Origin of the sequence: Citrobacter sp. Cpo089 (assembly GCF_030332695.1) — a bacterium.
Classification (GTDB): Bacteria; Pseudomonadota; Gammaproteobacteria; order Enterobacterales; family Enterobacteriaceae; genus Citrobacter; species Citrobacter portucalensis.
This window is the reverse complement of record NZ_JAOWHJ010000021.1, coordinates 140,923-161,228: the sequence shown is the minus strand read 5'-3', so window position 1 is coordinate 161,228 and position 20,306 is coordinate 140,923. Positions and strand designations below refer to the sequence as shown.

22 protein-coding genes and 1 other RNA gene are annotated in these 20,306 nt (G+C 51.1%); 12 read left to right on the top strand and 11 right to left on the bottom strand.

The genetic code is table 11. The features are described 5' to 3' along the window. Positions 1 to 161: 161 nt before the first annotated feature. Positions 162 to 539, bottom strand: a complete 378-nt coding sequence (locus OGX92_RS02950; protein WP_032934350.1) for a DUF454 family protein — start codon at positions 537 to 539, stop codon at positions 162 to 164. A 69-nt stretch (positions 540 to 608) separates the two neighbouring features. On the opposite strand from OGX92_RS02950, the gene priC reads away from it, so the two are divergent. After that, positions 609 to 1,136, top strand: coding sequence for a primosomal replication protein N'' (priC, locus tag OGX92_RS02945; RefSeq protein ID WP_286586224.1), 528 nt, complete (start codon positions 609 to 611; stop codon positions 1,134 to 1,136). A 14-nt stretch (positions 1,137 to 1,150) separates the two neighbouring features. Then, positions 1,151 to 1,312: a pleiotropic regulatory protein RsmS gene (gene rsmS, locus OGX92_RS02940; RefSeq protein ID WP_003021750.1), complete on the top strand. Its 162-nt coding sequence runs from the start codon at positions 1,151 to 1,153 to the stop codon at positions 1,310 to 1,312. 75 nt (positions 1,313 to 1,387) lie between these two features. Here the strand turns inward: rsmS and mscK are convergent, their stop codons facing one another. Together mscK and acrR are read right to left on the bottom strand one after the other, a co-directional pair. After that, positions 1,388 to 4,753 carry a mechanosensitive channel MscK gene (gene mscK / locus OGX92_RS02935; RefSeq protein ID WP_286586223.1) on the bottom strand — a complete coding sequence of 1,122 codons (3,366 nt, stop codon included), beginning with the start codon at positions 4,751 to 4,753 and terminating at the stop codon, positions 1,388 to 1,390. A gap of 128 nt (positions 4,754 to 4,881) precedes the next feature. After that, positions 4,882 to 5,532, bottom strand: coding sequence for a multidrug efflux transporter transcriptional repressor AcrR (gene acrR / locus OGX92_RS02930; RefSeq protein ID WP_003831045.1), 651 nt, complete (start codon positions 5,530 to 5,532; stop codon positions 4,882 to 4,884). A 141-nt stretch (positions 5,533 to 5,673) separates the two neighbouring features. Between acrR and acrA the strand changes: the two genes are divergently transcribed. From acrA to OGX92_RS02900, 6 genes are all read left to right on the top strand, one after another. Continuing rightward, on the top strand, positions 5,674 to 6,867 hold the full coding sequence (gene acrA / locus OGX92_RS02925) for a multidrug efflux RND transporter periplasmic adaptor subunit AcrA (RefSeq protein WP_003831044.1): 1,194 nt from the start codon (positions 5,674 to 5,676) through the stop codon (positions 6,865 to 6,867). A 22-nt stretch (positions 6,868 to 6,889) separates the two neighbouring features. Then, the gene (acrB, locus tag OGX92_RS02920; protein ID WP_063941319.1) at positions 6,890 to 10,039 is read left to right on the top strand and encodes an efflux RND transporter permease AcrB; all 3,150 of its coding nucleotides are present in this window, start codon (positions 6,890 to 6,892) and stop codon (positions 10,037 to 10,039) included. Positions 10,040 to 10,527: 488 nt separating this feature from the next. Beyond that, positions 10,528 to 10,902 carry an Hha toxicity modulator TomB gene (tomB, locus tag OGX92_RS02915; RefSeq protein ID WP_003021733.1) on the top strand — a complete coding sequence of 125 codons (375 nt, stop codon included), beginning with the start codon at positions 10,528 to 10,530 and terminating at the stop codon, positions 10,900 to 10,902. A 27-nt stretch (positions 10,903 to 10,929) separates the two neighbouring features. Further along, positions 10,930 to 11,148, top strand: a complete 219-nt coding sequence (hha, locus tag OGX92_RS02910) for a hemolysin expression-modulating protein Hha (RefSeq protein ID WP_002892050.1) — start codon at positions 10,930 to 10,932, stop codon at positions 11,146 to 11,148. A 181-nt stretch (positions 11,149 to 11,329) separates the two neighbouring features. After that, complete coding sequence (gene maa, locus OGX92_RS02905; RefSeq protein ID WP_286586222.1) at positions 11,330 to 11,881, top strand: maltose O-acetyltransferase; 552 nt, start codon at positions 11,330 to 11,332, stop codon at positions 11,879 to 11,881. Between the two features lie 116 nt (positions 11,882 to 11,997). Next, positions 11,998 to 12,468 (top strand): YlaC family protein, encoded by a 471-nt coding sequence (locus OGX92_RS02900; RefSeq protein WP_003021724.1) that lies wholly within the window; start codon positions 11,998 to 12,000, stop codon positions 12,466 to 12,468. A 77-nt stretch (positions 12,469 to 12,545) separates the two neighbouring features. On the opposite strand, the gene ykgO is transcribed toward OGX92_RS02900, so the two are convergent. Then, positions 12,546 to 12,686, bottom strand: coding sequence for a type B 50S ribosomal protein L36 (gene ykgO, locus OGX92_RS02895; RefSeq protein ID WP_286586221.1), 141 nt, complete (start codon positions 12,684 to 12,686; stop codon positions 12,546 to 12,548). A gap of 1 nt (position 12,687) precedes the next feature. After that, positions 12,688 to 12,948 carry a type B 50S ribosomal protein L31 gene (locus OGX92_RS02890; RefSeq protein ID WP_008783961.1) on the bottom strand — a complete coding sequence of 87 codons (261 nt, stop codon included), beginning with the start codon at positions 12,946 to 12,948 and terminating at the stop codon, positions 12,688 to 12,690. Between the two features lie 188 nt (positions 12,949 to 13,136). Between OGX92_RS02890 and pdeB the strand changes: the two genes are divergently transcribed. Next, on the top strand, positions 13,137 to 14,690 hold the full coding sequence (gene pdeB, locus OGX92_RS02885; RefSeq protein ID WP_193135114.1) for a cyclic di-3',5'-guanosine monophosphate phosphodiesterase PdeB: 1,554 nt from the start codon (positions 13,137 to 13,139) through the stop codon (positions 14,688 to 14,690). A gap of 51 nt (positions 14,691 to 14,741) precedes the next feature. Here pdeB and OGX92_RS02880 read toward each other — a convergent pair whose 3' ends face one another. Further along, positions 14,742 to 15,095, bottom strand: a complete 354-nt coding sequence (locus OGX92_RS02880) for a DUF1428 domain-containing protein (protein ID WP_003831033.1) — start codon at positions 15,093 to 15,095, stop codon at positions 14,742 to 14,744. Positions 15,096 to 15,159: 64 nt separating this feature from the next. Next, on the bottom strand, positions 15,160 to 15,789 hold the full coding sequence (yczE, locus tag OGX92_RS02875; RefSeq protein WP_286586220.1) for a membrane protein YczE: 630 nt from the start codon (positions 15,787 to 15,789) through the stop codon (positions 15,160 to 15,162). A gap of 86 nt (positions 15,790 to 15,875) precedes the next feature. Here yczE and yczR point away from each other — a divergent pair, with 86 nt between their 5' ends. After that, complete coding sequence (yczR, locus tag OGX92_RS02870; RefSeq protein ID WP_240389166.1) at positions 15,876 to 17,303, top strand: MocR-like transcription factor YczR; 1,428 nt, start codon at positions 15,876 to 15,878, stop codon at positions 17,301 to 17,303. Positions 17,304 to 17,362: 59 nt separating this feature from the next. Here the strand turns inward: yczR and OGX92_RS02865 are convergent, their stop codons facing one another. The 3 genes from OGX92_RS02865 to ffs form a co-directional block, all read right to left on the bottom strand. Then, positions 17,363 to 17,581 carry a hypothetical protein gene (locus OGX92_RS02865; RefSeq protein ID WP_003831030.1) on the bottom strand — a complete coding sequence of 73 codons (219 nt, stop codon included), beginning with the start codon at positions 17,579 to 17,581 and terminating at the stop codon, positions 17,363 to 17,365. Next, complete coding sequence (locus OGX92_RS02860; protein WP_240389167.1) at positions 17,578 to 17,829, bottom strand: hypothetical protein; 252 nt, start codon at positions 17,827 to 17,829, stop codon at positions 17,578 to 17,580. Before OGX92_RS02860 ends, OGX92_RS02865 begins: the two co-directional genes overlap by 4 nt. A 198-nt stretch (positions 17,830 to 18,027) precedes the next feature. Beyond that, an RNA gene (ffs, locus tag OGX92_RS02855) (signal recognition particle sRNA small type) lies at positions 18,028 to 18,124 on the bottom strand. A gap of 162 nt (positions 18,125 to 18,286) precedes the next feature. Between ffs and OGX92_RS02850 the strand changes: the two genes are divergently transcribed. After that, a complete protein-coding gene (locus OGX92_RS02850; protein ID WP_003831028.1) occupies positions 18,287 to 18,598 on the top strand; it encodes an MGMT family protein in 312 nt (103 codons plus the stop codon). Positions 18,599 to 18,629: 31 nt separating this feature from the next. On the opposite strand, the gene OGX92_RS02845 is transcribed toward OGX92_RS02850, so the two are convergent. Beyond that, complete coding sequence (locus tag OGX92_RS02845; protein WP_003021666.1) at positions 18,630 to 19,199, bottom strand: YbaY family lipoprotein; 570 nt, start codon at positions 19,197 to 19,199, stop codon at positions 18,630 to 18,632. Positions 19,200 to 19,411: 212 nt separating this feature from the next. Here OGX92_RS02845 and tesB point away from each other — a divergent pair, with 212 nt between their 5' ends. Further along, positions 19,412 to 20,272 (top strand): acyl-CoA thioesterase II, encoded by an 861-nt coding sequence (gene tesB, locus OGX92_RS02840; RefSeq protein ID WP_003831027.1) that lies wholly within the window; start codon positions 19,412 to 19,414, stop codon positions 20,270 to 20,272. Positions 20,273 to 20,306: the final 34 nt, after the last annotated feature.

Here is a 20,306-nt window from a genome sequence, read left to right as displayed (position 1 = left end):
ACGGCGCACTAAACACTTCATCCTCGACGTATCTTGAATGATTTTGTGTCTATATAAGAGCCAAGGTTACACTTGCTTAACCTTTGACCACCTGCGCCTGTGCTCGAAAACGGTCGAATTTACTGGCTGTGAGAGACAATTGCAACAGCGATTATTGCGCTTTACTGCTTTTGTTGTTTTTCATCAATCACCGGGATCCGCCACATAAAAATCAGTAAACAGGCAAGAATAACCAGCAGCAGGCCGCGCACCCACATCATATTGACCAGCCACAGTGAAATACCAAACGTCACCAGGATCAACAAAACAGCGCGCGGTTTTGCTCCCGGCGGCATCGCACGGTGTTTTTGCCAGTGGCGCAAATACCCGCCGAACCACGAACGGTAAAGCAACCAGTCGTGAAAACGCGGCGATGAGCGGGCAAAACACCAGGCTGCCAGCAGTATAAACGGCGTCGTCGGCAACAGAGGCAATACAACGCCCAGCGTACCTAGCACTACCGCTATCCAGCCAATGATGATTAGAATAATGCGTTGCATAATATGAGTACTTAACACAGAGAATCGCTACTTTAGCATAACGGTTCTCATTTTCATCGGAGTGTTGTTGTGAAAACCGCCATGCTGTTACAGACGCTCGAAAACCAGCTTAACCGCTTGCGACAACATTGCGCCCCGCTGGCGCACCACACAACGCTTAGCGCCCGCTTTGACAGGCATCTGTTTCACACGCGCAGTACGTTGCTGCAGGCCTGTCTGGATGAGGCTGACGATAATCTTACTGCCCTGCGTCGCGCCGTTGAGCAGCAGCAACTCCCACAAATCACCTGGCTTGCGGAACACCTTGCCTCACAGTTAGAGGCGATTTCACGTGAAACCGCCAGTTGGTCCCTTCGAGAGTGGGACAGCGCTTCTCCAGGTCTGGCGCGCTGGCAGCGCAAGCGGGTCCAACATCAGGAATTTGAACGCCGTCTGGTTGAAATGACGCGTGAACGCAAAGAGCGTCTGGCTCAGGCTACCGGCTTTGAAGAACAGCAAAAACTGCATCGTGAAGTAGAAGCATTCGAGGCGCGACTGGCGCGCTGTCGCCATGCTCTGGCAAGAATAGAAAACGTGCTGTCGCGTTTAACCCGTTAATCCCCGGAGAATTTATGTCATTAGAGAACGCCCCGGACGAGGTCAAACTGGCCGTCGATTTGATTGTTTTACTTGAGGAAAATCAGGTTGCGCCTGAAACCGTACTGAAGGCGCTGGAGATTGTTAAACGGGATTACGAAAAGAAACAGCTCTCTTCTTCAAAAAACGCGCTATAGCTGAAATGCCTGAAAGCGTTGCACTTATCAGGCCTACGAATGAATCGAAGCTCGCAGGCCTGATGAGTTTTTCTATTAACCTACCGAAGGCGTCGGATCATCACCTTTAATGATGTCACGCTTAACCTCGGTCACGGTATCACCTTTCGCGTTATGCAGGTGCACTTCGAGCTGGTTAAAGGCGATATCAATGTCGTTTTCACGGCACAAACGATCGACCGCACGGTTCAGTTCATCAACCGTGTGGCTACGATCGCGCAGTTCACGCACGTATAAACGCAGTTCATGATCCAACGTGCTGGCGCCGAAGGCGGTAAAGAACACTGCAGGCTCTGGATCGTGCATCACTTTCGGGTGTTCCATCGCCGCCTGCAGTAGCACTTTCTTCACTTTATCCAGATCCGAACCGTAGGCCACGCCGATGCGGATCACCAGACGCGTGGTGGTATCGGAAAGCGACCAGTTGATCAAACGCTCCGTCACAAATGCTTTGTTCGGGATGATCACCTCTTTGCGATCGAAGTCGGTAATAGTGGTGGCACGGATACGGATCTTGCTGACCGTTCCTGAGAACGTACCGATAGTCACGGTATCGCCGATGCGGACCGGGCGTTCAAACAGAATAATCAGACCCGAAACAAAGTTACCGAAGATTTCCTGCAAGCCAAAACCAAGACCAACCGACAGGGCTGCTGCCAGCCACTGTAGCTTATCCCATGAAACACCGAGCGATCCGAAGACCGTCATCGCACCGATGGCGATGATCGCGTAGTTAAGGATCGTGGTGATCGCATACGAAGCACCCTGACGCATCTTCAGTCGCGACAGCACCAGCACTTCCAGCAGGCCGGGTAAGTTACGGATCAGCGCCCACGCGACCATTGAGGCAATAATCGCAAACAGCAGACTGCCCATGGTGACGTCTTTCACCACCGCAGCTCCCGCTTCGGTGCCGTTGTAATGCCAGAGCGTAATGCTATCGAGATAACTGAACACGGTGATTAGATCGGACCAAATTGCCCAGAACAGAATACCAAACAGGGCAACCATCACCAGCATTGTTATACGCAGCGTTTGCTGGTTAACCTGCTCAAGCGCAATGGTCGGTTCTTCCTGCGGCTCGGCTCCTTCCGCCCCTTCTTTCACCAGGTTCTGACGACGCGCTAAGGCACGGCGCCAGGCGATACGACGTGCCGCCACACTCAATCCACGCAGTACCGTCTGATACAGCAGGTTCCAAAGGATAACCAGATAGACCGTTTCAATCCAACGGCCGGCCAGGCGCAACGTGGTGTAGAAATACCCTGTCGCCGTCAGCACCATTAATGCAATCGGGATAATTGAGAGGACGGTAATAGTGACCAGACGCAGGCCATGTGACTCTTTGTCACGCCAGCTTTCGCGGCACATTGGCCATACCAGGAAGGCGATCAGCAGCAGGTTGAGGAAAATAACTACCTGACCCAGCACATCGTCCATCAAATTAAGCGGCGACAGTTCAGCAATGACCGACCAGAAGTTAAGCGGCAACAGCGCCAGGCTAATACGCACGATCTGGCGGCGCCAGTGGCTGGTCTGCTGCGCTGGCATGCCAAAATGACGTATCGCCACGCCATCTTTTTCCAGCACCTTCCAGCACAGACCAAACACCAGCCAGAAGACTGTCATCTTCTTACTGAACGCCCACAGCAGGTCGCTGATATTCAACTGCATGGTAAGCAGAATCAGGCCCACGGCGAGGATAATCAGGCACGCCGGCAACGCTCTGATCAGATCGATCAGTATCGCTTTTGGCGTATTGAGCTGACTGTCATTACGCAGATTCCCTACTGCGGCGGCTAATTTCGCCTGATACTCTTTCAGCCATTTCAAACGCCAGCGGATTAACCCGGCAATAAGCAGCAGCGGCAGGCCCGCCAGGAACGCAATAAAGACCGCTGGCCAGGCTTTTTCCCAGTTCACTGTGATTTTCATCGACTTAAACTGGTCTTTGAGCGTTTGCGGGAAGGCTTTGATCCAGTCCCAGTCCATCGGACGGTTACTATTAACCCAGAAGATTTGCTGCGTGAGGATCCCTTTCAGGTTCTTCGACACGCTCATTAGCTGCTGTTGATTGATTTGCAGGTTAATCGCCATCATCAACTGGTTGCCCAGCTGCTTGTTCAGCTGATCCAACAGTTCACGGCGCATATCCACAACCTGCAGCAGGGCATCATGGACTTCACCATTCACTTCGTTGCTGTGCCCTTCTTCCAGTTTGGCGACAAACGCATCGTTCTGGAATAGCGCATCGCGCTGCTGGTTAATCTCAAACTGTTCCAGACGCAAATCAGCGATCCGGTTAGTCATATCGGCAAGTTCATCCGCCGACGGCAGTGTTTGTTGTTGCTGATACAGAATACGCGACAGCAGCAGACTGCCTTTCAGGACAGCGATCTGTTCTTTAATATTGCGTTCGGATTGCAGCGCGCGGTCAAGCCAGTTTTTGACTTTGATATTCTGCTGCATTAGGTTGTTGCCGTTTTCGGTCGCGGCAATCAGGCGCTGACTTAGCTGATGGTTAACATCCAGTTCCTGCTTCACTAACGGATTTGACTGAATACGCTCGGCTTCATCCGGCGTTACCGCTTCCTGAGCCGTCTTTTCGGTTAACGTCAGTCGTTTGCTGTTCACCGCTTCTTGCAGAAGCTGGAGCTGATGTTCAAGCCTGTTACTGTTAGCTGTTACGTAGTCACGTTGTTTTTGCAAGGTATCCTGCAAAACAGTATTGCCTTCCAGGCTCTTACGCTGTTGGTCGATCTGCGCATTCAGCAGCGCCTGCTGCGCCTGCAGCAACACCTGCTGGCTCGGGCGTAACGCCGCCTCTCCCACATTGGTGCCATCGAGTCGATTGCGGATTTGCTGCATTTGCTGCGACGCGGTGTACATCGCATTCTGCACACGCTCTGGCTGCGTCTGGAGCGACACCAGTTGGCTGTTGTAAGCGGCAAGATCGTTTTGCGCACTTTGCAGGTCATCCAAAACCTGTGCCACGCGCGACTCAAGCTGTCGTAAGGAGAGTGTACTCAGCGTTTTTCGCGTTTCATCGTCGTTATCAACATCACTGAGCGAATTTAACGCATCCGTCGCCTGACGCATTTTCTCCGGTGCCTGGGCAACTTTCTGGCGAAGCTGTACGGTCTCATCTTTCACGCGATCGATTTTATCCAACGTGGCGATGGTATCGATGAGATCCTGTTGGACCAGCTTATCCTGCGCGGAGAGATCTTTTTGTTTACTCAGCGCGTCCAGTTGGCTCTGAATATCCGCTTTCGTCGGCAGTTCACCACTCTGTTGCGCCCGCGCAAAAGCAGACGACTGGCAAGATAGCAAGAGAATGAAGAAAAGAATGGTAATAGCAATAAGATACTGTGAACGTTTATAGAGCTGCAACATAGTCATGAGAATGAACGTTTCTGAACCGGAAAAGTGACCGAAAATAGTCAAGCGGCAAGAATATCACGGCTGTGACCGGCAGAATAGCAGCAGGCAAAACGACCAGGAGAATTCCTGGTACAGGCCCAAAACGTTTAGTGGATTTCCGCCACGCCAAGCCGCAGAGTTGGGCACATAAGGCACATCTCCAGCAGCACAGCCACGTATTCCCGAGCTTCTTTTTTCAGATCAAACGATTCGGGGGCAAATAACCAGTTTTCTATGATTCCGGTAATGTAGCTACGCAACAGGACCGCCACGCGACGGGTGTTCAGGTTTTCCGGCAGCATATTGGCATCCATACAGTGCCGCAATGTTTGTTCGATACGATCGTAATTTTCAATACAAAGATGGCGTTGAGCTAACTGAACAGAGGCCATTTCCCCGACAAATTCGCATTTGTGGAATATAATTTCCAGCAACAAACGTCGGCGTTCTTCTGTCACGGTAGCTTCAAGAACGTAAATTAAAATTTCTCTTAATACTGATAGTGGATCGTCGGGGAATTTTGCCTGATACTCAGTCTCTAACTCATCAATGTTAGGTTTTGCTAGCTCCCAGATTTCACTGAATAAATCCGACTTGTTTTTGAAATGCCAATAAATCGCGCCGCGCGTGACACCAGCGGCTTTTGCGATCTCCGCAAGCGAGGTGGATGATACCCCTTGTTGCGAAAACAAATGCAGAGCAACATCGAGAATATGCTGTCGTGTTTCCTGTGCTTGTTGTTTGGTTTTTCGTGCCATATGTCAGTGAATTTACAGGCGTTAGATTTACATACATTTGTGAATGTATGTACCATAGCACGACGATAATATAAACGCAGCAATGGGTTTATGGGCTTTAAGCCATTGATCAATTTGAAATCGGACACTCGAGGTTTACATATGAACAAAAACAGAGGGTTAACGCCTCTGGCAGTCGTTCTGATGCTCTCAGGCAGCTTAGCGCTAACAGGATGTGACGACAAACAGGCCCAACAAGGGGGCCAGCAGATGCCAGAGGTTGGAGTTGTTACACTCAAAACTGAACCTCTACAGATAACAACCGAGCTTCCGGGTCGCACCAGTGCGTTTCGCATCGCAGAAGTTCGCCCTCAGGTTAGCGGTATTATCCTGAAGCGTAATTTCACCGAAGGTGGTGACATCGAAGCGGGTGTATCTCTCTATCAGATTGATCCTGCGACTTACCAGGCCGCTTACGAAAGCGCAAAAGGCGATCTGGCCAAAGCACAAGCCGCAGCAAATATCGCTCAACTGACGGTTAAACGTTATCAGAAACTGCTGGGTACTAAGTACATCAGTCAACAGGATTACGATAGCGCGCTGGCAGACGCACAGCAGGCAAACGCCGCCGTTGTTGCCGCGAAAGCCGCGGTAGAAACAGCACGCATCAATCTGGCCTATACCAAAGTGACGTCGCCGATCAGCGGCCGCATTGGTAAATCATCCGTTACGGAAGGGGCTCTGGTGCAAAACGGTCAAGCGACCGCACTGGCGACCGTTCAGCAGCTGGACCCGATCTACGTGGACGTAACGCAGTCAAGCAACGACTTCCTGCGCCTGAAACAAGAGCTGGCCAACGGCACGCTGAAGCAAGAGAACGGCAAAGCGAAAGTCGAACTGGTAACCAATGACGGCATTAAATTCCCGCAGTCCGGCACGCTGGAGTTTTCTGATGTGACGGTTGATCAAACCACCGGATCGATTACGTTACGCGCCATCTTCCCTAACCCGGATCACACCTTACTGCCGGGTATGTTCGTCCGTGCACGTCTGGAAGAAGGGATTAACCCAACTGCATTACTGGTTCCGCAGCAAGGCGTTACCCGTACACCGCGTGGCGATGCCAGTGCATTGGTTATCGGTGCAGACAACAAAGTTGAAACTCGCCAAATTGTCGCCGCACAAGCGATTGGCGACAAATGGTTAGTCACTGATGGACTTAAGCCGGGCGACCGCGTGATTGTTACTGGGCTGCAGAAAGTACGTCCTGGCGCGCAGGTAAAAGCGCAGGAAATCACCGCTGATAACAACCAGCAAGGCCAAAGCGGTAGCCAGCCTGAACAGTCCAAGTCTTAACTTAAACAGGAGCCGTTAAGACATGCCTAATTTCTTTATCGATCGCCCAATATTTGCGTGGGTGATCGCCATTATCATCATGTTGGCAGGGGGGCTCGCGATCCTCAAATTGCCGGTAGCGCAATATCCGACTATTGCACCGCCAGCAGTGACGATCTCCGCGACCTACCCTGGCGCTGATGCCAAAACAGTACAGGATACTGTTACGCAGGTTATCGAACAGAACATGAACGGTATCGATAACCTGATGTACATGTCCTCTAACAGTGACTCCACGGGTACCGTGCAGATCACCCTAACCTTCCAGTCTGGTACTGATGCGGATATCGCGCAGGTTCAGGTGCAGAACAAACTGCAGCTGGCCATGCCGTTGCTGCCGCAGGAAGTACAGCAGCAAGGGGTTAGCGTTGAGAAGTCATCCAGTAGCTTCCTGATGGTTGTCGGTGTTATCAACACCAACGGCACCATGACGCAGGAGGATATTTCCGACTACGTTGGCGCCAACATGAAGGACGCTATTAGCCGTACTTCAGGCGTGGGTGATGTTCAGCTGTTTGGTTCTCAGTACGCGATGCGTATCTGGATGGATCCGAACAAACTGAACAACTTCCAGCTGACGCCGGTTGATGTAATCAGCGCCATCAAGGCGCAGAACGCCCAAGTTGCAGCCGGTCAGTTAGGTGGTACGCCACCGGTTAAAGGCCAGCAGCTTAACGCGTCAATCATCGCGCAAACCCGTCTGACCTCCGCTGATGAGTTCAGCAAAATTCTGCTGAAAGTGAATCAGGATGGTTCCCAGGTTCGTCTGCGTGACGTGGCGAAAGTGGAACTGGGCGGTGAGAACTACGACATCATTGCGAAGTTCAACGGTAAACCGGCATCCGGTCTGGGTATCAAGCTGGCGACAGGTGCTAACGCCCTGGATACAGCAAACGCTATCCGCGAAGAACTGAAGAAGATGGAGCCGTTCTTCCCGTCAGGTCTGAAGATCGTTTACCCATATGACACCACGCCGTTCGTGAAAATCTCTATTCACGAAGTAGTAAAAACGCTGGCGGAAGCAATCATCCTCGTGTTCCTGGTAATGTATCTGTTCCTGCAGAACTTCCGCGCGACGCTGATTCCGACTATCGCCGTGCCGGTGGTGCTCTTGGGTACGTTTGCCGTCCTTGCGATTTTCGGCTTCTCGATAAACACCCTGACGATGTTCGGGATGGTACTCGCCATCGGCCTGCTGGTGGATGACGCCATCGTTGTGGTCGAGAACGTTGAACGTGTAATGGCTGAGGAAGGACTACCGCCGAAGGAAGCAACGCGTAAATCGATGGGCCAGATTCAGGGCGCACTGGTCGGTATCGCGATGGTACTGTCAGCGGTATTTATCCCAATGGCGTTCTTCGGTGGTTCTACCGGTGCAATTTACCGTCAGTTCTCCATCACCATTGTTTCTGCGATGGCGTTGTCTGTACTGGTGGCATTGATTCTGACCCCTGCCCTGTGTGCGACCATGCTCAAACCGATTGCTAAAGGCGATCACGGAGAAGGCAAAAAAGGCTTCTTCGGCTGGTTTAACCGCATGTTCGATAAGAGCACGCATCATTACACCGATAGCGTGGGCGGTATTCTGCGCAGCACCGGTCGTTATCTGGCGCTGTATCTGATCATCGTCGTGGGCATGGCCTATCTGTTCGTTCGTCTGCCAAGTTCGTTCCTGCCAGATGAAGACCAGGGGGTATTCCTTTCTATGGCTCAGCTGCCAGCGGGTGCAACGCAAGAGCGTACCCAGAAGGTGCTGGACGAAATGACGGATTACTACCTGACCAAGGAAAAAGCGAACGTTGAATCGGTGTTTGCCGTTAACGGTTTCGGTTTTGCTGGTCGTGGTCAGAACACCGGTATCGCGTTCGTTTCTCTGAAAGACTGGAGTGAACGTCCAGGCGAAGAGAACAAGGTTGAGGCGATTACTCAACGTGCGATGGGCGCATTCTCGCAGATTAAAGACGCTATGGTCTTTGCCTTTAACCTGCCAGCGATTGTGGAGTTAGGGACCGCGACCGGTTTCGACTTCCAGTTGATTGACCAGGCAGGTCTGGGCCATGAGAAGCTGACTCAGGCGCGTAACCAACTGTTTGGTGAAGTTGCGAAGCATCCTGATCTGTTAGTCGGTGTTCGTCCTAACGGTCTGGAAGATACGCCGCAGTTCAAGATCGATATCGATCAGGAAAAAGCGCAGGCTCTGGGCGTTTCCATTAGTGATATTAATACAACGCTGGGTGCAGCATGGGGCGGAAGCTACGTGAATGACTTCATCGACCGTGGTCGTGTGAAGAAAGTTTACGTCATGTCTGAAGCGAAATACCGTATGTTGCCGGAAGATATTGGAAACTGGTACGTCCGTGGTAGCGATGGACAGATGGTACCGTTCTCCGCCTTCTCTACCTCACGTTGGGAATACGGCTCGCCGCGTCTGGAACGCTATAACGGTTTGCCTTCCATGGAAATCTTAGGCCAGGCCGCTCCGGGTAAAAGTACCGGTGAAGCCATGGCCATGATGGAGCAACTGGCCAGCAAACTGCCATCCGGTATCGGTTATGACTGGACCGGTATGTCCTACCAGGAACGACTGTCCGGCAACCAGGCCCCTGCCCTGTATGCCATTTCACTGATCGTCGTGTTCTTGTGTCTGGCAGCGCTGTACGAGAGCTGGTCAATTCCGTTCTCCGTAATGCTGGTTGTACCGCTGGGTGTTATCGGTGCATTGCTGGCAGCAACGTTCCGCGGCCTGACCAACGACGTTTACTTCCAGGTAGGCCTGCTCACAACCATTGGGTTGTCGGCGAAGAACGCGATACTTATCGTCGAATTCGCCAAAGACTTGATGGATAAAGAGGGTAAAGGTCTGATAGAGGCGACGCTGGACGCAGTACGCATGCGTTTACGTCCAATCCTGATGACGTCACTGGCCTTTATTCTGGGCGTAATGCCGCTCGTCATCAGCTCCGGCGCAGGTTCCGGTGCACAGAACGCCGTTGGTACTGGCGTAATGGGCGGGATGGTGACGGCTACCGTGTTGGCTATCTTCTTTGTTCCGGTGTTCTTTGTGGTGGTACGCCGCCGCTTTAGCCGCAAAAATGAAGATATTGAGCATAGCCACTCAGTAGAGCATCATTGATACATCTCTAAAGATAAGGCCGCGCAAGCGGCCTTTTTTCTGGAAAAATCATAAAAATCACTTATTGCCATTCCGTTTATTTTCTATCGGATAAATAAGCGATATAATCCTTGCAGCCTTAAAGGCTATTCTTAAAAAAACAGCGAGAGTTCTTATTTACTTTAATAAATATTAAGATTATTCCTATCCACTGGTTCACATTGTCGGTTGTTGCCTTTCGTTGCTAAACCTAAACAAGATAACCCGATGATTGCCCGAAGAATAAAGAAATTGTCCCATTTCGAATAGCGGCATTTATCTGTTAAAATGTAAAAGTGACGTAGCATCATAATTTTACATAATTGTAATTTTTCGTGATATGACGATGAAATCTTTTTTAGAGTAGATTATAGTTAAATCATCAGGAGTCGCGGGCAAGTTCCAGGTAGTTGTTGTATCCATCCCGAAAGGTGTTCGGTTAGTTTAAGCCACTAAGAAGGGGATGCGTTATGGATGAATACTCACCCAAAAGACATGATATCGCGCAGCTTAAATTTCTCTGCGAAACTCTGTATCATGACTGTCTTGCAAACCTTGAACAAAGTAACCATGGCTGGGTTAATGACCCTACCTCTGCAACCAGCTTGCAGCTCAATGAACTGATAGAGCATATTGCAACCTTCGCACTTAATTATAAAATTAAGTACAATGAGGACAATAAGCTGATCGCGCAGATAGATGAATACCTGGATGACACTTTTATGTTGTTCAGCAGTTATGGTATTAATACGCAGGATCTGCAGAAATGGCGGAAGTCAGGTAATCGACTGTTTCGCTGTTTTGTCAATGCCACCAGGGCTAATCCTGTTAGTTTGTCTTGTTAAAAATTATTACAATCATAGGTAAGAGTTATGTCCGATAAACCATTAACTAAAACAGATTATTTGATGCGCCTGCGACGTTGCCAGACAATTGATACGCTAGAGCGCGTTATTGAAAAAAATAAATATGAATTGTCCGACAACGAACTGGCTGTATTTTACTCAGCAGCAGATCATCGCCTTGCTGAATTGACCATGAATAAGCTTTACGACAAGATTCCAACTTCTGTTTGGAAATTCATTCGCTAATTGCACTCAAGGTTAAGTCAGGTATAGCGGTACCGTTGTCTGGCTGACCATTTTCGTATTTACAATGGTTATTTAATTCAAATCGCGTGACTATGATCACAGCAAAGAAGCGGGAACGTTCCCCTTGTCTGCATTACGTTTTACTGTGCTGAAATAACCTTCAGTACACAGGGAATTCGTAATGCGTAATGAAAAGCAAAAAATGATCGCCGGCGAATACTATCGCCCGGCAGATGAAACGCTGTGCAGTGACCGACTACGCGCTCGTCAGTTGATCCATCGCTACAATCTCACCGCTCCCGATGAAAAAAATGAGCGCCAGGCAATCCTGCATGATCTGTTAGGTCAGAGTGAGGGGGCCTATATTGAACCCTCTTTCCGTTGTGATTACGGTTATAACATCTATCTTGGTAAAGACTTTTACGCTAATTTCGACTGCGTTATGCTCGACGTCTGTCCAATTCATATTGGCGACAACTGCATGCTGGCACCTGGCGTTCATATCTATACCGCGACCCATCCGCTGGATGCTACCGAGCGTAACAGCGGCCTGGAGTTCGGAAAGCCCGTGACTATCGGCAATAATGTCTGGATAGGTGGCCGTGCAGTGATCAATCCCGGCGTCACGCTGGGCGATAACGTGGTTGTGGCATCAGGCGCAGTGGTCACTAAAAGCGTTCCGGCAAACACCGTGGTTGGGGGCAATCCCGCAAGGATCATCAAAACGCTGTGATCTTAAATGTAACTGTTATGCTAAATTGCGGTTAATCTGTTACTTTCTTCAAAGGGTATCCCCTTTTAAAATAGGGCGATCCCTCCTGAATTTTGCAGATATCACGAAGGCAAGAGATGACAGAAATACAGCGCCTGCTTACTGAAACAATCGACGACTTAAATATTCGCGAGAAGCGCGACAACAAACCGCGCTTTAGCATCAGCTTTATTCGCAAACACCCAGGGCTGTTTATCGGCATGTATGTTGCGTGGTTTGCCACGCTGGCGGTGATGCTACAGTCAGAAACGTTAGTCGATTCGGTATGGCTGCTGGTGGTACTGTTCGTTGTACTCAACGGCTTTTTCTTTTTCGACGTTGCGCCACGATACCGCTTTGAAGATATCGACGTTCTGGATTTTAGAGTTTGCTATAACGGAGAATGGTACAACACGCGCTTTGTCCCCTCCTCGCTCATCGATACTATCCTGCACTCACCGTCCGTGGATAGCGAACATAAAGCACAGCTGCAAAAGATGATATCGCGCAAAGGCGAACTCTCGTTTTACGATGTCTTTACGCTTACCCGTGCCCAGACCACCCAGTAACGACATCTCAGCACAGATAAAAAAGTGCGTTCCTGCGAAGGCAACGCACTTTAATCCCTGAAATGCTGGCAAAGAAACTAACGTCTTTTTTTACGCCCCTGTACTGCTTTAAAGCGCGGATTCGTTTTGCAGACAACGTACAAACGCCCTTTGCGTTTTACTATCTGGCAGTCAGGATGGCGCTGTTTTGCGCTGCGAAGTGAATTGAGTACCTGCATTTTAACCCCGCTTAACGCCAATAAAATGACCAAAACGTTTTTGGAAACGTGCTGCACTGCCTTCATTATCAAAGGTTTTTTGTTTCCCGGTATAGTACGGATGCGATTTGGAAGAGATATCAAGGGTCACGTACGGGTACATTTTCCCCTCAAACTCAATCTCACGCTCAGTCTTGATGGTCGAACCGACCTTAAAGAATTCATTGGCACTGGTATCGTGAAACACCACGGTACGGTAAAAAGGATGGATATCCGGTTTCATGGCAACCTCAATCTGTTACGTTATAACATAACCAACAAAATACACCACTCTTGTACAAATCACAACCTGATTTACGCGACAGGGAGTCAAACGGGATGATAAGTGGCCGTAAATATATGATGCCAATCGAATAGCTTTTTGGGGTTTCGGATATACTTTCCCTACGCTGTGTAAATAAGGATATCACTGTGACAACACGACATCTGATAAGCCTGGTGACTGGGGTACTGTTCCTTTCCATCCTCGCGCCTGTAGGTTTAAGCCTGTGGCTGGCACATCGTCAGGTCGAAACGAAATTTATCGATGAGCTCGACATGTTCTCAACGCGGGTCGCATTACGTACGGAACGCGTAGGCGAGCAGGCGAAAAAAGCATTGCGCCATATTGAAGCATTTCAGGGGGTGCCTTGTAGTGAAGAGCATCTGCTGGAAATGCGTCGTTTGTCATATAGCTATCGCTATATTCAGGAAGTGCTGTACCTCAAAGATAACGTTCCGCAATGCTCATCTCTGGAAAAAAGAAGCCAGGCTGACGCATTTCCACCCGCAATGAAAGTCACGCCTGATGGATATCGCGCATGGCTTACCACGCAAAATGATTTGGGCATCAAGCGTTTTATGGCAGCATTAGGGAGCGAACATTATGTTGTGATGGTCGATCCGGGTTCTTTCATTGACGTCATCCCGTTTGGCTCATGGCCGATTGAAGTGACTATCATTGGCACCGTGCGCAACGTCGTGGTTGCCAGTAGCGCCGATTTGCCATCGGACGTTTTACAGCATGTACAGCAAGAACGATCGATTACTCATTTTAAAAAAGATGGCAGCATTTATAACGCCCGCCCCTTTCCTGAGTTGGGTATCACGATCGTAACCTGGGCATCTACCCTGCCGTTACAAAAAACCTGGCACCGGCAGGCACTGATCTGGCTCCCGGCAGGCATTCTTATCGGCTTGCTCACCGCCGCCTTTGTTTTGCGTATTTTGCGCCGCTTACAGTCGCCCCATCACCAGTTGCAGGACGCTATCCAGCATCGGGACATCAAAGTCCACTACCAACCAATTATCTCGCTCAAAACGGGGAAAGTGGTTGGGGCTGAAGCACTGGCTCGCTGGCAACAGGCTGACGGAAGCTATCTGTCGCCAGAAATTTTCGTCGCGCTGGCGCAAGAAACCGGGCTGACAGAGCCTCTCACCCGGTTGATTATTGAAAGCGTATTTGAAGATTTAGGCAAATGGCTGCGTCAGCATCCGGAGCAGCATATATCCATCAACCTAGAGTCAGCCGATCTGGCCTCCGAAACGCTTCCTGCTCTGTTAAGTCAAAAAGTGAACCACTGGCAACTTAAGCCTACGCAAATCGCGCTGGAACTAACCGAACGCGAGTTTGCCGACCCGAAAAACAGCGCGCCGTTTATTGCTAAATACCGTCAGGCAGGCCACTCGATCTATATCGATGATTTTGGCACCGGCTATTCCAGCCTGAGCTATTTACAGGATCTGGATGTCGATATCCTGAAGATAGACAAATCGTTCGTTGATGCACTGGAGTACAACAACGTGACGCCACATATTATCGAGATAGCGAAAACGTTGAAGCTGGAGATGGTGGCGGAAGGTATCGAAACCGAGAATCAGGAAGCCTGGCTACGCCAGCACGGCGTCCAGTACGGTCAGGGCTGGCTTTACAGCAAAGCGCTGCCGAAGGCGGAATTTATTCTGTGGGCAGAAAAACGGCTTTAACATTGCTGTTGATGTTGAGATGGCTGGCGGCACGCCGCACAGCCAGTCACATCACTCTTCCATAATGGGCGCAAATCCACCGTAGATCATTCGCTTGCCATCAAATGGCATAGATTCACCGAATTCCTTCATACGGGGATCGGACATCATCTTCTGATTCGCCGCATCGCGGACCTCTTTGGATGGATATTCAATCCAGCTGAATACCACTTCTTCATGATCCTGCGCTTTCACAGCCATGCGAAAATCGGTCAATTTGCCGTCGGGGACATCATCTGCCCAGCACTCCACCACGCGCAATGCACCGAACTCCTTGAAAAGCGGAGCTGCTTTTGCCGCCATCGCAATGTACGCCTCCTTGTTTTCAGCGGGTACGGCAACCACAAAGCCATCAACATACTTCATGAGAAAAACCTCCGAAGTGTACTGCGCGGCAAGCCGATTCCGGCCGCGTCAGTCGAGGTTAAGTTTAGTCGCCACCAGGCGATCGCGCCCCAGGCGCATTCCTGATACGTGTACGCGACTGCGGCTGATGCCGAAACCACGGCAGGCAAAGCTGAATCAACGGTCCGATAGCCAAGGCATACAGCACCGTACCAACTCCCACGGTTCCACCCAGCAGCCACCCGATAAGCAGCACCGACACTTCGATTGTGGTTCGAATTCGTCGTACTGGCCAGCCGGTACGCGCGTGGATACCGGTCATCAGACCATCACGCGGACCGGCGCCAAAACCGGCGCCAATGTACAGGCTGGTTGCTAACGCATTCAATATTACCGCTGACACCAGCAGCCCGCTGCGCGCCAGCAAAGATTCAAATCCAGGAATCACCAGCAGCGCGGCATCTGCCGCCAGCCCGATCATAATCACGTTACTCAACGTGCCAAAGCCAGGACGCTGGCGCAGCGGTATCCACGCCAGCAGCACCAACACGCCCACGGCAATAATCACCACGCCGATATTCATTGACAATAAATTGGCTACACCCAGGTGAAACACGTTCCACGGATCGGCCCCTAAATCAGCACGGACAAACATCGCCGTCGATACACCGTACAGCACCAGCCCGATATATAACTGAAGTAAACGACGCAGCATGCATTTCCCTCCCACTCTCGGATAACTTTCATCTTCACCGCAATTGGCACTATGATTAATGTCCAGTTTTCAAAAAGTGGACTGCTATGTCATCTCGCCGTTATGGAAGTCAGTCTTTGCAACGCCTGCTCGGACACTGGCTGGAAAGCCCCTCGCGAACGCCCATCTGGCGACAGCTGGCAGAAGCGTTACGTCTGCTTATTCTCGATGGTCGACTGGCGCTGGATAGCCGTTTACCGGGTGAACGCGAGCTCGCCGTCGTTCTGCAAGTAAGTCGAACTACCGTCGCCAGCGCTATGGCGCAACTGCGTGAAGAGGGATATCTGGAAAGCCGTCATGGTAGCGGCTCACGGGTGATCCTGCCGGAACATATTCGCCATGTGCCAACCCGGACCAGTACCGGCACAGCACTTGATTTGTCCACGGCGGCGCTAAGTGCCGGACCCGAAATTCATCAGGCTTACCAACAGGCGCTGTTCGCCATGCCACAGCATCTGTTGAGTTCCGGGTATCTGCCACAGGGACTGTCGGTATTGCGTGAATCCATCGCTCAGCATTATTGCGATCGCGGGCTCCCGACGCAGCCCGATGAAATCATGGTCGTGAATGGTGCTGTCAGCGGCCTGGCGCTGATCCTACGTTTGCTCACCGGCCCCGGCGATCGCGTAGTGGTAGATCACCCTACTTATCCGCTGGCGATTGCCGCGATTCAAGGCGCATCCTGTCGCCCCGTCGGCGTGTCGCTACCCGAGCACGGTTGGGATACCGCGGGTCTGGTCGCCACCCTCGCGCAAACCGCACCGAGAATGGCCTACCTGATGCCGGACTTTCACAACCCGACCGGGCGTTGCATGGACGCTGCAACTCGCCAGGTCGTGGCGGATATTGCCGAACGAACCCGCACTACCCTGGTGGTCGATGAGACGATGGTGAACCTGTGGTATGACGCCCCGCCGCCGCCGCCACTTGCCGCATTCAATCGCGACGCGCCGATCATTCTATTGGGTTCGGCCGGGAAAAGCTTTTGGGGGGGATTACGTCTGGGCTGGATCCGGGCGTCGGCACGAACCATTGCGGCGCTGGTACAAACCCGCGACACCTTCGATTTAGGCTCCCCGGTGCTTGAACAACTCGCCACCAGTTGGCTGCTGGATAACGCCCCTAACTTTCTTCCTGACAGAAGACGCCTGCTCACATCGCGGCGAGATCTGTGCTCGGACCTGATGAACTCACATTTCCCGGAATGGCAGTTTACCCAGCCAAAGGGAGGACTCTCTTTCTGGGTTGAACTGCCCGATACGCTGGCGACGCTCTTTGCCACTCGCGCCGAAAGTGCAGGCATTCAGCTGGGTACCGGTACGCGGTTTGGCCTTGATGGCGCATTCGATCGCTTTTTGCGTATGCCCTTCACGTTACCGGATGACACAGCGCGTGCTGCTTTCAGAGTGTTGCAACCCATTTGGGATAACCTGCGATTGCAGGCCAGCAGCGGAAAAATGCGCAAAATAATCTAAGCGACGAGTCAAAAGACCCGCCGTTGAATACCGTGATGGACAAGGAAGTCCCAGCAATATTACTGTTGAGGAGGAACCGGGAATCCCTTCAGGGAAATTACGAAATTCTCACCGTCTTTCTTAATTTTTGCCCCGGCATCACACCAGTCGGAGGCAATACGGAAGAACTCATCGCTGCCGACATTCCAGCTCAGACGAACATGTTTCACATAACCGGAACGCAGCATTTCACAAGCTTCGCCGTAATTACAGGCGGTTGAGAGCGGTTGTTGTTTCATTTTTTCTTCTTCAGTAGTCTGCGCAACGCTTTGATTTCTTTAGGAGTCAGTGCTTCAACTACGGACTCTTCCGTATGCTGGCTATCGATATCCTCAGCGGAGACTCCCGCCTCTTTAACGGCGGTAAACGCAATCAGCAGCAGTTTTTCCGTCGCAACACTTAAATTTTCGTTATGCACTTCAGCGTAATGGCGAAGCTTTTCTTTTAGCGCCTCATCAATTTTAACATTCAATACAGCGGTCGACATCGTAGAAAATCCTTGTGGTCAGCCAAAAAACACCGAATGTAAGACCCTGTCGTTACAGCGCGATGGCGGCGGCAAAAGCATCAAATAACATCCCCGAAACACATTGACAGCATTTGATGACAATAAAATGACAATACGATGACAAAGAAAAGAAGATAAGCAGAAGGGAAATTGCCGGACGGCAGAATTGGGTGGGGGCCCTGCCAGCTACATCCCGGCACACACGTCATCTGCCTTGGCTGCTTCCTTCCGGACCTGACCTGGTAAACAGAGTAGTGTTGCGGGAGAACCAACAGAGCCCCCATTGAGAGCGTTGTTAACCAACGCGCAGGCGCATTATCACTGCTGCACCCTGTAATTGCAACCCATCCAGCATCGGATGCTGTTTTCTTGTGCAATGCAGCTTCACTCCTTCGCCATTCAGCATTATGCTGGAGGATTAGCGCAGGAATAAATAATGGATATACAAGACTCTTTCCCCCAACGCGTCTGGCAAATCGTCGCGTCAATCCCCGAAGGTTTCGTCACCACGTATGGCGATGTTGCCAGGCTTGCCGGTTCGCCGCGTGCTGCGCGCCAGGTAGGCGGCGTGCTTAAGCGTCTCCCCGAAGGCAGCACTCTGCCCTGGCATCGGGTGGTCAATCGCCATGGTACCATTTCGCTGACCGGCCCCGACCTGCAACGGCAGCGTCAGGCGTTACTGGCAGAGGGAATTGTGGTTTCTGGAAGCGGACAGATCGATTTACAGCGTTATCGCTGGGTGTACTAACCCTCTCCAGGCGGAGAGGGTTACGACTGCCTTAGTACTGCGTGGGAGCAGGAACGGCAGAAGACGGATTCACCTGGGTTGGTGACGTTGACGGCACCGTGGTGGCAGCCCCACCGCTCGCCTGAACCGGTACTGCCGTTTGCTGTACAGGGACCAGCGTCAGGTCAGCTTTTGTACCACCCTGATTAATGACCGTCTGAACGGTATCAGTAATAAAGACCAGTTTGTCATTAACCGTAATTGCCGCACTCAGCAGAATACGAGCGTTAGGCTGAATATCTGCTGGATTAAACGGTAATACGAAGCTGAATGGCGCCTGCTTGCCTTCAGTACGGACCGCTTTTTGCGACAGCACTTTTGACGGCGCATCGGCCAGCGACGCATCTGACAGCGTGACGGTCAGCACCGCATCGGGTGGCAAGGCCACTTTCTGGCGGATCCATACCGTACCAGACACATTTGGCTGTTGAATTTTAGACTGTGTGTCAGCAATTGACGTATTAGGGCTTGGCGCAGGTGTCTGAATATCTGCACTTTTATCAGCACAGGCCGCCAGAGCGACCGCAACCGCTAAACCACTTACCATGTGCACGAGTTTCATTAAATTCTCCTTATCATCTATGCACCAGCGAGAACTTTCCTCGCCAGAAGAGTGGTTAACAAAAACATAACGTGACTAAGTGTGGCACAAGACAGCTGTTTTTGCCTGTAATAGGCCTTTAATTCAGACAATTGCACCCATCGGACCACTTTCAAAATTGCGTTATACTCTGCCTACCTCGCTGCGAGAACGATATAACCTGGAGAGCACGTATGAGTCTGGCGCTGAAAAATTTGCTGACATTGTTAAATCTGGAAAAAATTGAAGAAGGACTCTTTCGGGGCCAAAGTGAAGACTTAGGGTTGCGTCAGGTTTTTGGGGGACAGGTTGTCGGTCAGGCGCTGTATGCCGCCAAAGAAACCGTACCGGAAGAGCGTCTGGTCCACTCTTTTCACAGCTATTTTTTACGCCCCGGCGATAGCCAAAAGCCCATCATCTATGATGTTGAAGTCTTGCGTGATGGTAACAGCTTCAGCGCGCGCCGCGTTGCCGCAATTCAGAATGGTAAACCCATTTTTTACATGACCGCCTCTTTCCAGGCACCGGAAGACGGATTTGAACATCAGAAAACCATGCCGGATGCGCCGGGTCCCGATGAGCTGAAATCAGAAACGGAAATTGCCCGTTCAGTGGCGCATTTACTGCCGCCGCTGTTGAAAGAAAAATTTATCAACGATCGTCCGTTGGAAGTGCGCCCGGTTGAATTTCATAACCCCTTAAAAGGTCACGTCGCACCTCCGGCGCGCCAGGTATGGATCCGCGCAAACGGTGAGCTGCAGGACGATCTGCGCGTCCATCAATATCTGCTGGGTTATGCCTCAGACCTGAACTTCCTGCCTGTTGCGCTGCAGCCGTACGGGATTGGTTTTCTGGAGAAAGGGATTCAGATCGCCACCATTGACCATTCAATGTGGTTCCACCGTCCGTTCAATATTAATGAGTGGCTGTTGTATAACGTCGAGAGCACTTCGGCCTCCGGTGCCCGGGGTTTTGTACGCGGGGAGTTTTATACCCAGGACGGCGTACTGGTCGCCTCTACCGTGCAGGAAGGGGTAATGCGTAATCGCAATTGAGAATTACCGGATGGTGGCGCAAAAGCGTTGCCAT